Here is a 12456-nt window from a genome sequence, read left to right as displayed (position 1 = left end):
CTTTATTGAGTGATTGCGTCAAATGCGGCTGCGTAGCCCACATTGTGTTGTTTCATATAAGCACGGACTTTTTTGTCCATATCGATGGCTTCTGGGCTTGTACCTTCCGCATATTCCACCGTGCCGTCTTGCGGTGCTGCCACTTTGTCTTTAGTGGCGACTTCACCGAAGTTCACCAATTGTGGTTGTGCATCCAAAAAGGCTTTGAGTTTGCTGTGTAGGCTTTCGCCTTCGCCAAACTCAACCACACCTCCTTGCATTGTGGTGGAAGCGTAGTTCAACAAATCCACTGCTTGCTGTTTAGCAATTGGGGCGAGTTTGCCCGCTTTCACTAAACCTTCAGCAAAGTCGGCATTGTCGGCTTTAGCTTGATTGAGTTCAGCTTCTGCTTTTTCGGCTTTCGCTTTGGCGTTTTCATCTTTGAGTTGCTGATTTTCAGCACGCAAGCGGTCTAATTCCGCTTTCTCTTCTGCACTCATTTCAGGTTCTCCTTGAGTTGGTTCAGTTTGAGGGGGGGTAATAGTTGCTGGGGCTTCGGGAGCCTCTTCGCAAAAATCGACAATGCCTTGCTCGCTCTCTGAAAATTCAGGATTACGCAAGCCTTTCACGGCAGGCGGCATTGCCCCTAAAAATCCAACGTGGCGTAAATAGAGCGAGCCTTGCTTTGGATTGTCAGGGCTATTGGCAAGGTAAAAGGACGCCGACACTTTTTTGAAACGCCCATCTGTGACCATTTCGGCAAATTCGGGGTGAACTTGGTCAAGCTCCGCTTTCAGCACATCGCCGTCTAACTGTAAGCCTTTCACCCACGCATAGGCAGGGGCTTCCATTGTGGGGTGTCCGATAACGGCTGGGGCTTCGTGATAGGCGACATCGTAGGCATCCACCGCTTGTTGCAAATCGGCTGGGGTGATTTCCACCACTTTACCGTGCGCATCTGGGCGTTTGCCTGCTTTAAAAATTTCAATCAGGGTCATTCGGTTCTCCTTGTGTTGGCAAACATCATAGAAAAAACGACCGCTTGTTACTTTTAAACTGGTTTAAGGAATGAAAATGGGAAAGAGAAAGTGAGAAGGGAGTGAATGGGGCGTTTTGGCGTGTTTATCGGTGTTTATAAACACGCGCAAGGTGATTTAGGCGATAATTTATCGAATGGGATTTAAAACGCCACAATGGGCGTTTTATGCGTTATTTTTGATTTTCAGCCAAAGTGACTAACTTTGGTTAATTTGACGTTGCAAAAGTGCGATGGCTTTTCGCAAGAGTTTTTGCTCGTCTTGTTCGCTTACGCCTAACCACGGACGTTTAGGAATGGTGACTTTCCCTCCACGCCCCGCCTTGCCACCGAATTGGTGCAAGCGGGCATATTTAGCGTCAGAACCAAACTCGACATTTTTGTCGTTGTAGTTGTAAGCGGTTTTATCCGACAAATAGCCGTCCTGTCGCAAAATCTTAGTGGACTTATCTTTCTTCTGCTTGCGTGCCAAGGTTTTTGGCGAAAGCGACTGCCAGTTATTGCCTTCAGGATCAACTTCCTGCTTAAACCGTTCCGCGTGGATTTTTTTCAAGGTTTCGCCTAGCACGCCATAGAGCTTACGGGGTTGCTGTAATTGGCGTGCGATGTTATGCAGTTGTTGGGCTGCTTGGATGTCGTTTAACGAAATCTTGATCATAATGTTGTCTTCTCTCTTGGAGTGGCGTATAGTACTTACAGCGGTGGGGGTTTCCTACTGGAAAGGTTGTGCTTCGGCTCATTATCCTGTTCGAATCAGGCAAACCACCGCTACAATTCACCCCACAACACTTCATACTTGTGCATTCCTGTTTTATCCGTAAATACACTTGCCGTTCTTACTAAATTGACCTTATGCGGTAATTTCTTTTTGCTTAACTCGTCTTTGAGCTTCACTTCGTAGTCCATTTTAATTGCAACCTTGCCTTGTTCTGTGTCATACACAAAAATTAAGGTCGGCAATTTCTGGTCGGTTTCCAGTAAAATGGCAGTCGGATTTCTTAACATCTCTGGCAACTGCTCCCAAAACTCAATCGGCAAGTTAATACCTTTTGCTTGTTTGGTATCACGCAGCGCGTGCAGTACATCTTCATCACGCACGGCAATCACGGCAGATTGCGGAGCTTTTTCAAGTGCGGTCAATTTATCAATCACTTTGGCAGGAATTACGCCCACGTTTTTCATCTGTCCGCGAGCCATTTTTTCGGTAGCAACGGTATCTACCATCGACTTCATCGCGCCGTTTAACATCATCACTGCTCGCGGATTTTGTAACACGTTTTCAATCAGTAAGCTGGCAAGTTTTGGTTCGGCATTGACGAACTTATTGAACAACAGCTGATCCACATCCGCATTTCGCCCTGTGGTCAAGCGTTCAAAATTATGTGGCTGAAAGCCCACATCATAGCCTTTCGGTACTCGCACCATTCTTGGATTACCTGAACGTGTGCCGACCAATTTTTCCTGCCATTCGATTTCAGGCGATTGGCTGATGCTTTTGCCCATTTCTTTCAAGTCATCTTCATCGTGTGCGGTGACGGTGCAGTGGCAACCATACGCCTTGATTGGGTAGTAATAACGCCAAAATGGATCGCTTGCCGGCAAAATCGTGCCGTCCAAATCAATATGCTCTTGGCGTGGATGGGCGTTGTCGTGGTGATGATATTCCCAATAAGGCATCACATCGGCAAGGTCTAAATGCTGCTGCAACCGTCCGCGATTGTAAGCAGCATAAACGTTGGTGTCGTAAATAATACGCGTTCGCCAATTTCTGCCACCTTTGTAATCCCAGCCTGTGCGAGCGACAACCTCATCAAAACGCTTGCGGAAGCCTTCCAGTGTTTCGCCGTTGCCAATAGCGTCATCTACCGCTTCACGAAAGGAAAGCAGCACTTCATTGCGGTTTGCTCCTGCCACCATAAAGAAGTAGTCGCGTTCTTCGCCAAGCACATCAAGATAGCTATTAGTGGGCAAGTTGAGTTTCTTCTCAAAGTACCGCACCTGTTGTTCAAAAGTGAATTTGTCCATTATTTACGCTCATCTTCTACGGATTGTCGCCCTGCAAATTGGGCAGCGGTTGAACCCCACGCCAGCAGTTCGCCATATTCGGCATAGCTGAGTTCTGGGATTAGGCTATCCAGCTGATTGCGGAAATCCTCAAGACTTTCGGCTTGCCCCAGTTGGTCGCGAATACTTTGCAACCAATGCTCAACGTGAGCTTCGCCTTCTATTTCCAACTGTTCGCCGATGGTCTCAATCACGCTTTTGGGGATTGGCTCGGCAAAATCCACCTTATCCGTCCCTTTCTTTTGTAAAGAGGGGTTAAGGGAGATTTCTTGCATCACAATATCGCCCTCTTCAAAACCATAAGTGCGGTGGATATATTGCTCGGTAAAACTCACGCCGATTTCGGTCAAAATCTTGTCGCGTTCAGCTTGCAGCTTATCAATGCTTTCTTGCTCGAATAGCTCAAAGGCTGGCAAGGTTTCTACGTTGAAATTCAGCTCACAAATCCACGCCAGCAACTGATTGAACACGCCTTCCACAAGGCTGGCATCATCGTTGCGAATATCACGGGTGACTTCTAGCCCTGCGGTGGCAGAAGCTCGGTTAGCTTCCGCTTCAGTGGTTTGGTTTTGACCGAGTAACGCAATGGCGATTTCTGATTTGCAGTACCGCAGGAAATCATCGAATACTTGTGAGCTTGCCCCTTTGCTTGCACTTTCTTTTAAATCAATGGAACTATCTTCAGGAATGGCAGCTACGGCGGTTCCCAACATCTTTTCCATACTATCCAAAAGTTCATCAATTTCGTGAATTTGCGCTTGGCGTGGGTGTTTACCGACCAGCCACGGGCTGCCGTATTTTTCCATAAATTCCAACCAGAATTTAAAGCCACCTTTTTTGAAGGTTGCTGCCCAAAAGCACATCGCCAAATCCGCCCGTCCGTAAGGATTGAGAAAATCCGCTTGCTGGGTGGCGAGCAGAAATTTCTTTTCAGGCACAAGATCGCCGTTACGGTTGTCTTTGGTGCGTAACATCAACTGGTTTTCTTCATCGAAGACGAACCACTCTTGCGGTTTGCCTACGATTGCCGTTGGCAACAGTAAGCCGTTTTCGCTTTCCCACATTACTTCTAAGGCTTGATAGCCAAATAGCGTGGCATCTAAAATTTGGCTGATAATGTGTGAGAGTGGCAAGCGGTCGAAAAGTGCGGTCAAAATCTCGTCTGTTTTTTCATTGCCTGTGGGTGTAATACGCCATTCCAGCCCTTTGATTGCCGCTTTACGTCTGCGAACACAGCCCCCAACGTGGCTGTCGGATAAAATTTCACGATAAGCCGAAATATCCTTGCCCATTTTCTTTAGCACAGGATCGGGATTGGGCAAGTAGTGCATAAACGACCAATAGTCAATGGCATTGGCACGGCTGGCGATGACGCGAATTAGGTCTTGTTTTTTCGGAGTCATTGACTTTCCTTATTTTTTATAATCCACAAAGATGGCAAGCAATAAAAATACCCACCAAAACGGTTTGTCGTAAAAAATTAGCACAGCGGCAGAAATGATTAAAGTTACAAATGCGATCATGGTTAATATCCTTTCGTTAATTTTCGGCTAGCTCTTGGTTTGCGACTATGGGCTTTCACGGGTTGCATTACCGCTTCGGTGGCAGCGGTTAATGCCAAAAAGCACGCCCACGTGCGGTCGGCGTGGCCGTTGCTATCGCTTTCAGCGGTGAAGCGTGGAATGCCGTTGGCACCGGTGATTTTCTTGAGTTTGTGCAAATCTTCTCGCAAATCTCGGTTGCCTTGCGGAATACGAATTTTGCGATCTTCAAAAGTGGTTTTGCCGATGGTTGCCATTTTGAGTTTGGTAGATACGTTAAAGAGCGTGCCTTGAATACGCTTGCCGTGTTCATACTGAGCGTCTTCTACCATTTTTTCACCCATGCCGGTTTGGTCGAGGTTTCCGCCTACTACGTGATATTGTTTCATAACACGGTTAAGTTCTTCCAACTGCTCGCGCAACGGCACGCGTTTGAGTGTAATGAGCTCTCGCGTCCAATAAATATCGCCGATCAACTCCAACACCCAAATGACGGTTAAGTCGTTGCGGGCGGCAATATCCATCCCCACAAAACAGGAACCGCCTTGATAAAGTTCAGGCTTGCCTGCGTCTGGGTGTTCTACGCTGTCAATCAAATCGAAAGAGAGCCAGCTTGACGCTTCATCTAACCATTTGAGTTCAAATTCCTGCGCCCATGCGTCTTCATCGTTTAAACCCTTGCGGAGCTGGTCGATGTTGCGCGGTAAACCGTCTGCCACCGCTTGATAAATATCGGTTTGGTGACGTGACCATTCGGTGTTTTCCAAATCGGTCATCAATTCGTAGAACTTATTGCCTTTGCCGTTTGGTGTGGAAACCACGCGGAGTTTCCAACCTGCAGAAATCACGGGAAACAGAGCTTTCCAAATCTCACGGCTGTCAGCGTGGAAAGCGAACTCATCCAAAAACACATTCGCCGAGAAACCACGTGCGGTGTCAGGATTAGCCGGTAATGCGGTGATTTTTGAGCCGTTGGGGAAAATCACTTCTAACGCATTAAGCGTAGGGCTAAACGGCACTTCCATAATTTCACACACAATGCCCATTGCATTTAAGTGAACTTTCACGCCTTCGTTGATCGCTTCTTTGGCTTGGCGTTCGCCACGGCTCAGAATAACCCAGCGCGTTTTCTCGCCTTTGGCTTCGTGAGCCAAACAATCCAGTACGATTTCAAGTGTGGTAGTAAAGGTTTTACCTGTTTGTCGGGCAAACATTGCCACTTTGAAACGGCTGTCATCTTGTAGCCAGCGTTTTTGGTAATCGTAGAGAACGGTGTTATTGGTTGATGCCATAGACTTCCAAAATACTTTGTCGCACACGCTCAAGGGTTGGCAGGTCTGTGCCGTCTTTATCGGCGGTGCGCGCGAGTTCATCTAATTTTGCCTGCACTTTAGCTTTATGTTCCGCTTGATATTCTTTCAGCTTCACACTCGCCGTGGTCATTGACGCGATATTTTTGCCGATCATACCCAGTGCTTTTAGGCGGTCTTTTACGCTTAGGCTTTCCACATTGCGGGCTTCAATCAGCAAATTCATTAAATCCGTCTGCACCAGTCGCATTAGGGCGTCCGATTGGCTATCGCCCTCATCGTCCACCTGCTCGGTAATGAGCTTTGCCACTTCTGCCGCGTCTTTAATCGCTTTCAGGCGACTTTCAATTTGTTTGCCATAGCGATGAATTGCCGACTTGCTAATTTGATAGCCTTTTTCACGCAGTAGGTTTTCCAGTTCCACATAGCCTGAAAAACCGTTCTCGGTTAAGGCACGCTCTAGCCAGCGGCGGACATCTTCGGGCAATTTTTCGATACTTGAACGGGGAGCCATACTCTTTTTTCCTCTCTTGTTCGCTCAAGGCTGCCCTTACGCCCAATACTTTTCAGGGCGGGCGATACCAGCTTGGCAGTCGATGGTGTATTCCACAATGTCCACGCCTAGGCGGTTAATATCGGCAAACCATACGCCGTGCGGTTGCTTGGTCAGTTCCACCAGTTTACGGTCAGAAAGATATTCCAACTGCTGACGGATTTCGTGCGGTGTTACATTTGGGTAAATACCTGCCATCACATCACGCAAAAATTGTTCGCTGGTGGTGTATGGCATGGCTTTGTGTAAAGTATTGAGCAAGTGCCAACGCATACCTTCTCGGCGGGCTTTTTCCATCATTTTGCACTCTCCATTTTGTATAAATCACTTAAGGTTTTGTGTAGGGCGTCCATTTTGGCTTCCAGCACCGTTTGCCCACGAATGTAGTCATCACGCAGGACATAAACAAGCGGCAGACTCGACTGCATTTGATTGAATTGCTTTTCCAGCTCTTCCACTTTGTCATTGACTTTGAGCTGGTTTTGGTGGCGTTCACTCAAACTATTTTGAAACTGCGATACTAAAATCTTGGCAAAGCCAAAACAGCAACCTAAGAATGAAAGCAGCAACCCGACCAAGTGCCAAAATTCCACGTTAATGGTCATTGTTCGTCTCCTTGCAGATTTCCCGATAGGTCGCGTTATGCACCGCAATTTGACGGAGCGTTTCTGTGGTGTCTTGACGGCTTGCCTTGATTACACCAAAGCCCGAACAGCTGGGGTTAATCACGGAGATCACCCGACTGTTGCAAGCGGTCAATAAGCCCATTGCGATCAGAAGTGCGGTTGTTTTCTTCATTCTTTTTTCTCGTTTCAAAATGTTTCACTTGGGTTTGAGCCACCACTTTTTCTTGTTGCAGTTGCTCGTTTTGCTTAAACAAGCGGTCGATTTCCTGTTGAGATTTGCGAATTTTGTAACAGGCAATCGCACCGCTGACCAAAACCACCGCAACCCCACCTAAAATTAAGTAAGCCATCATTCTTCTCGCCCCCGATTATTTAACGCATTGGCAAAGCCTTTGGTTGCTACGCCACCTCCGCAAAATAGGGCGAAGGTAGTAAAGAGTTCGCCTACATAAGCGCGGTCAAGCCAGACGGCATATACCAAAATGCCAGCCATCAATAACGCCCCGAAAAACTGGATAAAGGCGGTAGTAGAAAGGCGACCGTTGTCATTGGTAATCAATTCTTTGAGCGCCATTAGTAACTCCAGCGTAAGTAAAACCATTGAGCGACCGTGCGACCTTTATTGATTGCACGGCTAATTTTGGCGTTATTGCTTAATTTTTTCATTGTGTTCTCCGTATTCTTCAAATCTCCCCCAGCTCCTCTTTTCTAAAGAAGGGGGCTATTTTTTCTCCGTTTTACCGTTCCCCTCTTTTGTAAAGAGGGGTTAGGGGAGATTTATTTAAATAAATGCTCAACATTCACGATTTCTTCGCTATCCAGCCAGCTCCACACATCAAAGCACGGGCAGTCTTTAATCCATTCGTTTGGCGTGATTGTGCCGTCGCCGTTGAGGTCGGGGCTTAAATCACGATGTCCACAAATGCGAGCACTGGGATATTTGGCTTCTAATTGGCGAAGCAAGCGGTGCAGGGCTTTCCATTGGGCTTCCGTATATTCGCCGTGATTGCGTTTGTCTTTGGTAATACCGCCGACCAAGCAGATGCCAAGGCTGTTTAGATTATGCCCTTTAACGTGTGCGCCTGTTTCGCCCTCTTTGCGACCAGTTTCGACCGTGCCGTCGGTGTCAATCACAAAGTGGTAGCCAATATGTTGTAAGTGCGGATTGAATTGCTTGTAGTTGCCCGCTAAACGCTGAAAGCCACGCTGTTTGTGCCAGTCGTCGATACGTTGTGCGGCGGTTTGAGTGGTGGTGCGTAACTGCTTGCCGTTTTGCGTGGCTGAGCAGTGAATCACGATTTTGGTGATGGTGGGATTAGCCATAAAAAAACTCCAGTTATCAAAGGAATACTTGATAACTGGAGTTTACTTAATGCGTGTGGGAACTGATTTTAAACTGGTTTAGATAAATTCTTATTTATTTTTGACATAGCCACCAATTCGATATTTTTTCTCACAAGCTCCACATTCAAAGAATTCTCCAACAGATGCTAGTGTAATGTTTTTTCTAGTTTTCTGAAGAATTGAACGTTTGCCATTCTCGAAACAGATTGGGCAGCAATAATGTTTAGGCATTTTATCTCCTATATATTCATAGACCCAAACCTCTTCTGTTAAGATATTTTCGGTTTGGTAACTAATAAGTTGATAGTTTTCTAATTCATTTTGAGCTTGTTTAAGGCTCCTATTCTCTTCTAGCAACAGCATATAATCAGTTTGCATAGACATAATCGCACCTTGCAAAGAAATTATGGTATTAGTTAATTCCAAGGCTTTCTGTTTAGCTTGCTGAATTTCGGTAGCTTTTTCAATATCGTCAGTTAAATTCTTTAGTAAATTGACTTGATGAACTACGTTTTTAACAACGTCTAATGTTGTAGTAATTGATCCAATATCCATTTTATAACTCCTTACTTTATTTCTTTTTCTTCCCACCACAAATACTTTCACAAGGCACGCCGTCTTTGTCTCGGTCTAGGCTACTGACACCGCATTGAGTGAGATAGAAACGGGCTTCTTCGCAGCTATCCATCTCTTTACAGGTGCGTTTGCCTTCGCATTGGAATTGTTCTTTGGCAAATACGGCAGCCGCTACGCCTAGTAGGGCGAAAGCGACGTATTTTAGGGATTTTTTCATACTTATTTCCTATTTATTAAATTCATTAAGAACTACATTCAAATCAATGTCCTTTTCCATTGGCAAGCCAAAAGTATCTTTGTAACTACCGAGCATAGGTTCTGACTTGAGATATGTGTCATACTTAGACATAGCTGAACCATTCAACGCATAGAAACGTTTAATAGGATCTTTATCCTTATTGTAAAGGAACAAATAAATATTACTTTGTTTTCCAACGGCTACTACCGAACACCCTATATAGTAACGTTCAGCAACTTTATTTGTTCTGCATCGAATTGCTGAGTCTGATGATTTTGGTATATTGTTAATAAAAGCTAATTCAATAGTATTTTTCTCATCTTGAGTTGGAGCGTTCGGATCGCTTTCACCACAAGCAGTAAGCATAAATGCTGATAATGCAACAACTAGTAATTTATTCATTCATTGGTTACTCCATATAGTCGGTTAGTTGATTTTTAACGTTATATTTCATCTTCCAGTATTGATATTTACGGGAAAACTGTTCATTTTCGATAAGTTTAAATCGGCTTCGGCTTTCTTTTAAAAGTTGGTTTATGGCTTCAATATCAAGCCGCATTTTGGCGATACTAAAATTCATCAGCCCCATGAATATCAAAAACACAACAGCAAAAGTGCCAAGCACTGATGTCATCATCATAATAAGATCATCAGCATAGATACTTGCCAGCATTTCTGGAGCAAATTTTACTGTGCTCGGTAAGAGTGGCACGCACGCCAACAATATCCAAAACCATTTAAATGTAAAAGGTGAAAGAAAAATACTGCGATATTCTTTTTTCAACAACTTCTTTGCCTGTTGGAGTTGTTCATCTGAAAATTGTGTTAAGACTTCTTTCGTCTCTTCTTCATTCATTCCATCAAGGTAATTTAATATGAATGTGCTATCGGAAATAATGTTGTGATTAAATTGCTGCATTATTTGTTGTTTTTTACTGTAAAGTTGCTGCCTGAAATGTTGCTGTTATTGAATTGCTGTGAAATGTTAGTTGTTCCTGCAGTTTGTCCCATTGCCGCCATTGTCTGAGCCACGCTTAAAATCGCCGCACGCCCTTGATCATCACACTGCATAAATAACTGCACCAATAAGCCTGTTTTGTCTGAAAAATCGGGCTTCGGCATATCTTTTAACGCTTTTTTTTCCATTGCTTCATAAGTTTCATGGCGATGACCGAGCAAGATGTAATCCATATCAAGGTTTAATTCTGGATATTTGGCTTTTAGGGCGAAAAGCTCTTTTTCGGGGAAGCTATTTCGACTTTTTCTCACTGTGAATGCGTTATTGGTCATTCCCAAATACTCTGCAACTTCCTTATCTGTTTCCACATTTAGTTCATTTTTTAAGCGAATAAGTTTCCCTTTGAAAGAATCCATAAATTTCCCCTTGAAAACATTACAAATGTAATATAATCTTACAAATGTAATAAATGATTTATTGATTGTTTATCAATTATACCACAACAGGAGAAAAAAATGCTGAATGTTAAAACGCCTGAACAGGTGAAAAGCGAGTTTGAAGCTCGCGGTGAATCTTTCGCTGATTGGGCAAGAGAACACGGTTATGACCGATTGTATGTTTACCGCGTGTTGAATGGCACGATTAAAGCTAAACGTGGTATCGGACATGAAATCGCCGTGAAACTCGGCTTAAAAGCGGCGGCTTAATCACGCAACCTGCTCTTTAACAATTTGGAAAAAACAGCGAAAAATCTAACTGCTCTTTATTTTAGAAAACAATAGGAGAACAAGATGAAACTGTTAAACAGACTAATGAGTTACCTACTCAGAAAACAAGGTTACAAAGTAATTGATCCAATTACCCAAATTGATTTATCCACGCCAGCGTTTATGCGTGATCCAAATGCGGTGGCACGGTTGAAAGAGAAAGGATTTTTACAATGAAAGAGAAAATTAACGGCACGCAGCGTGCGTTGCGGATTTTGAAAGCCCTGAAAGGGCGAACAATGGACGGCTTAAGCAATAAGGATTTGTGCGAAGCGATTGATGAAACGCCGGTAAATATCACTCGTGCCACAGCGATTTTAGAAAGCGAAGGCTTTTTGCGCAAATTGCCCACCGGCAACTGGACACTCAGTTTTGCCCTGCTCAACCTTGCGGTGTGCTATGAGCAAGATATGCAGGCAGTGAATGAGCGATTTAATGAAATGCGCCACCGTGTGGCAACAGGCGGTTTTTAGGAGTAAGCGATGACAGATTTAAGATTAAGTGAACAGCAAGATGCGGTGGTAATGGCGGCTCAAGCGATGACAGCGGAAATGGCAGATGCTTATGAAATGCTCGGAATGATCAAGATGAGTGATTTCCACCGAAAACTGACGACGTGTCAGCACATTAAAGTATTAGCAGAATTTAAAGAAGCTAAGAAATATAAGGGTTTAGAGATGTTAGACATTAGCGGAAACCGCCGACAGGTTAGCACTTGGGACGATTTTTGCAGTGCTTTAGGTTTTAGTCGCCAAAAAATTGACGAAGATATTTCTAATCTTTACAAACTTGGCGAAGACTTCCTCGAAACCTCCCAACGCCTCGGCTTAGGCTACCGCGAAATGCGAAAACTTCGCCAACTGCCCGAAGAAGCACGAGCGGAAATTGTGGATGCGGATTATTCAGACACCACTGATAAGGAAGAGTTGATTGAGAAAATCGAAGATTTAACCGCCCAACACGCGAAGGAGAAAGAAGCCTTACAAGCCCAGTTGAAACGCAAGTCGGACGATTATGAAGCACAGGCTAAAGTGCTTGCCACCAAAAATGAGCGGATTAACCACTTAGATTTGGAGCTGGCGAAGAAAACCAAAGCGATTGAAACCCAAACGCCTGAACAACGCGGTGGCGTGTTACGCGAAGAAGCGGCAGCGATTTCTTACAAAGCAGAAGCGGTGCTACGCGGACAAGTTTTCCAAGCCTTTGAAGCCTTAACCGCTCACACGGAAGCCACAGGCATTGACCACAAGCAGTTTATGAGTGGCGTACTTGCCGAGTATCAGTTGATTTTGTCAGAACTCAAAGAACGCTTCGGGTTGGAGGATGCGCCAAGCGGCGAAGCCTTACCTGAATGGGCGAGAGAAGATTATCAACCTGACGGCAAGTTAGATGAAAGTGTAACGAGCATTTTGGACGAGATTGAGCGTGATGCTCACATTCAAGATGCGGAAGTGGTGGGTTAAG

At 44.8% G+C, this 12456-nt stretch carries 20 protein-coding genes; 4 read left to right on the top strand and 16 right to left on the bottom strand.

Features of this window, described 5'->3' with window-relative positions:
- Nucleotides 1–2 precede the first annotated feature (2 nt).
- From DPV92_RS03100 to DPV92_RS03025, 16 genes are all read right to left on the bottom strand, one after another.
- Nucleotides 3–977: a peptidase gene (locus DPV92_RS03100; RefSeq protein ID WP_111353634.1), complete on the bottom strand. Its 975-nt coding sequence runs from the start codon at nt 975–977 to the stop codon at nt 3–5.
- Nucleotides 978–1214: 237 nt separating this feature from the next.
- Nucleotides 1215–1673 carry a phage virion morphogenesis protein gene (locus DPV92_RS03095; RefSeq protein WP_111353633.1) on the bottom strand — a complete coding sequence of 153 codons (459 nt, stop codon included), beginning with the start codon at nt 1671–1673 and terminating at the stop codon, nt 1215–1217.
- Between the two features lie 110 nt (nt 1674–1783).
- On the bottom strand, nt 1784–3040 hold the full coding sequence (locus tag DPV92_RS03090; RefSeq protein WP_111353632.1) for a phage head morphogenesis protein: 1257 nt from the start codon (nt 3038–3040) through the stop codon (nt 1784–1786).
- A complete protein-coding gene (locus DPV92_RS03085) occupies nt 3040–4482 on the bottom strand; it encodes a DUF935 domain-containing protein (protein WP_111353631.1) in 1443 nt (480 codons plus the stop codon). The genes DPV92_RS03090 and DPV92_RS03085 overlap by 1 nt, the downstream gene beginning before the upstream one ends.
- A gap of 122 nt (nt 4483–4604) precedes the next feature.
- Complete coding sequence (locus tag DPV92_RS03080; RefSeq protein WP_111353630.1) at nt 4605–5912, bottom strand: terminase large subunit domain-containing protein; 1308 nt, start codon at nt 5910–5912, stop codon at nt 4605–4607.
- Nucleotides 5896–6444, bottom strand: a complete 549-nt coding sequence (locus DPV92_RS03075) for a DUF3486 family protein (RefSeq protein WP_111353629.1) — start codon at nt 6442–6444, stop codon at nt 5896–5898. The genes DPV92_RS03080 and DPV92_RS03075 overlap by 17 nt, the downstream gene beginning before the upstream one ends.
- 36 nt (nt 6445–6480) lie before the next feature.
- Entirely contained in the window at nt 6481–6783 is a 303-nt protein-coding gene (locus DPV92_RS03070; RefSeq protein WP_005661693.1) for a hypothetical protein, read from the bottom strand.
- A complete protein-coding gene (locus tag DPV92_RS03065; protein WP_005661694.1) occupies nt 6780–7088 on the bottom strand; it encodes a hypothetical protein in 309 nt (102 codons plus the stop codon). The genes DPV92_RS03070 and DPV92_RS03065 overlap by 4 nt, the downstream gene beginning before the upstream one ends.
- A 116-nt stretch (nt 7089–7204) precedes the next feature.
- Nucleotides 7205–7462: a DUF2681 domain-containing protein gene (locus tag DPV92_RS03060; RefSeq protein ID WP_111353628.1), complete on the bottom strand. Its 258-nt coding sequence runs from the start codon at nt 7460–7462 to the stop codon at nt 7205–7207.
- Entirely contained in the window at nt 7459–7683 is a 225-nt protein-coding gene (locus DPV92_RS03055; protein ID WP_005708259.1) for a DUF2644 domain-containing protein, read from the bottom strand. Before DPV92_RS03055 ends, DPV92_RS03060 begins: the two co-directional genes overlap by 4 nt.
- A gap of 203 nt (nt 7684–7886) precedes the next feature.
- Complete coding sequence (locus DPV92_RS03050) at nt 7887–8432, bottom strand: N-acetylmuramoyl-L-alanine amidase (protein WP_111353627.1); 546 nt, start codon at nt 8430–8432, stop codon at nt 7887–7889.
- A gap of 90 nt (nt 8433–8522) precedes the next feature.
- The gene (locus DPV92_RS03045) at nt 8523–9008 is read right to left on the bottom strand and encodes a hypothetical protein (RefSeq protein ID WP_111353626.1); all 486 of its coding nucleotides are present in this window, start codon (nt 9006–9008) and stop codon (nt 8523–8525) included.
- 16 nt (nt 9009–9024) lie between these two features.
- On the bottom strand, nt 9025–9246 hold the full coding sequence (locus DPV92_RS03040; RefSeq protein WP_111353625.1) for an excalibur calcium-binding domain-containing protein: 222 nt from the start codon (nt 9244–9246) through the stop codon (nt 9025–9027).
- Between the two features lie 9 nt (nt 9247–9255).
- Nucleotides 9256–9669: a hypothetical protein gene (locus tag DPV92_RS03035; RefSeq protein ID WP_111353624.1), complete on the bottom strand. Its 414-nt coding sequence runs from the start codon at nt 9667–9669 to the stop codon at nt 9256–9258.
- A gap of 7 nt (nt 9670–9676) precedes the next feature.
- Nucleotides 9677–10186: a hypothetical protein gene (locus DPV92_RS03030; protein WP_111353623.1), complete on the bottom strand. Its 510-nt coding sequence runs from the start codon at nt 10184–10186 to the stop codon at nt 9677–9679.
- Nucleotides 10186–10641, bottom strand: coding sequence for a helix-turn-helix domain-containing protein (locus DPV92_RS03025; protein ID WP_111353622.1), 456 nt, complete (start codon nt 10639–10641; stop codon nt 10186–10188). The genes DPV92_RS03030 and DPV92_RS03025 overlap by 1 nt, the downstream gene beginning before the upstream one ends.
- 99 nt (nt 10642–10740) lie before the next feature.
- On the opposite strand from DPV92_RS03025, the gene DPV92_RS03020 reads away from it, so the two are divergent.
- The 4 genes from DPV92_RS03020 to DPV92_RS03010 all read left to right on the top strand — a co-directional run bounded on the left by DPV92_RS03020 (nt 10741) and on the right by DPV92_RS03010 (nt 12455).
- On the top strand, nt 10741–10932 hold the full coding sequence (locus DPV92_RS03020) for a DNA-binding protein (protein WP_005708235.1): 192 nt from the start codon (nt 10741–10743) through the stop codon (nt 10930–10932).
- An 84-nt stretch (nt 10933–11016) separates the two neighbouring features.
- A complete protein-coding gene (locus tag DPV92_RS09815) occupies nt 11017–11169 on the top strand; it encodes a hypothetical protein (protein ID WP_005708272.1) in 153 nt (50 codons plus the stop codon).
- On the top strand, nt 11166–11465 hold the full coding sequence (locus tag DPV92_RS03015) for a helix-turn-helix domain-containing protein (RefSeq protein WP_005661855.1): 300 nt from the start codon (nt 11166–11168) through the stop codon (nt 11463–11465). Before DPV92_RS09815 ends, DPV92_RS03015 begins: the two co-directional genes overlap by 4 nt.
- Before the next feature lie 9 nt (nt 11466–11474).
- Nucleotides 11475–12455: a hypothetical protein gene (locus tag DPV92_RS03010; RefSeq protein WP_111353621.1), complete on the top strand. Its 981-nt coding sequence runs from the start codon at nt 11475–11477 to the stop codon at nt 12453–12455.
- The last annotated feature ends 1 nt before the right edge of the window (nt 12456 follow it).

The organism is Pseudohaemophilus paraphrohaemolyticus (assembly GCF_003253115.1).
Lineage (GTDB): Bacteria > Pseudomonadota > Gammaproteobacteria > Enterobacterales > Pasteurellaceae > Haemophilus_A > Haemophilus_A paraphrohaemolyticus_A.
Note: the sequence above shows the minus strand (reverse complement) of the source record. Positions and strands in the feature narration are given on the sequence as shown.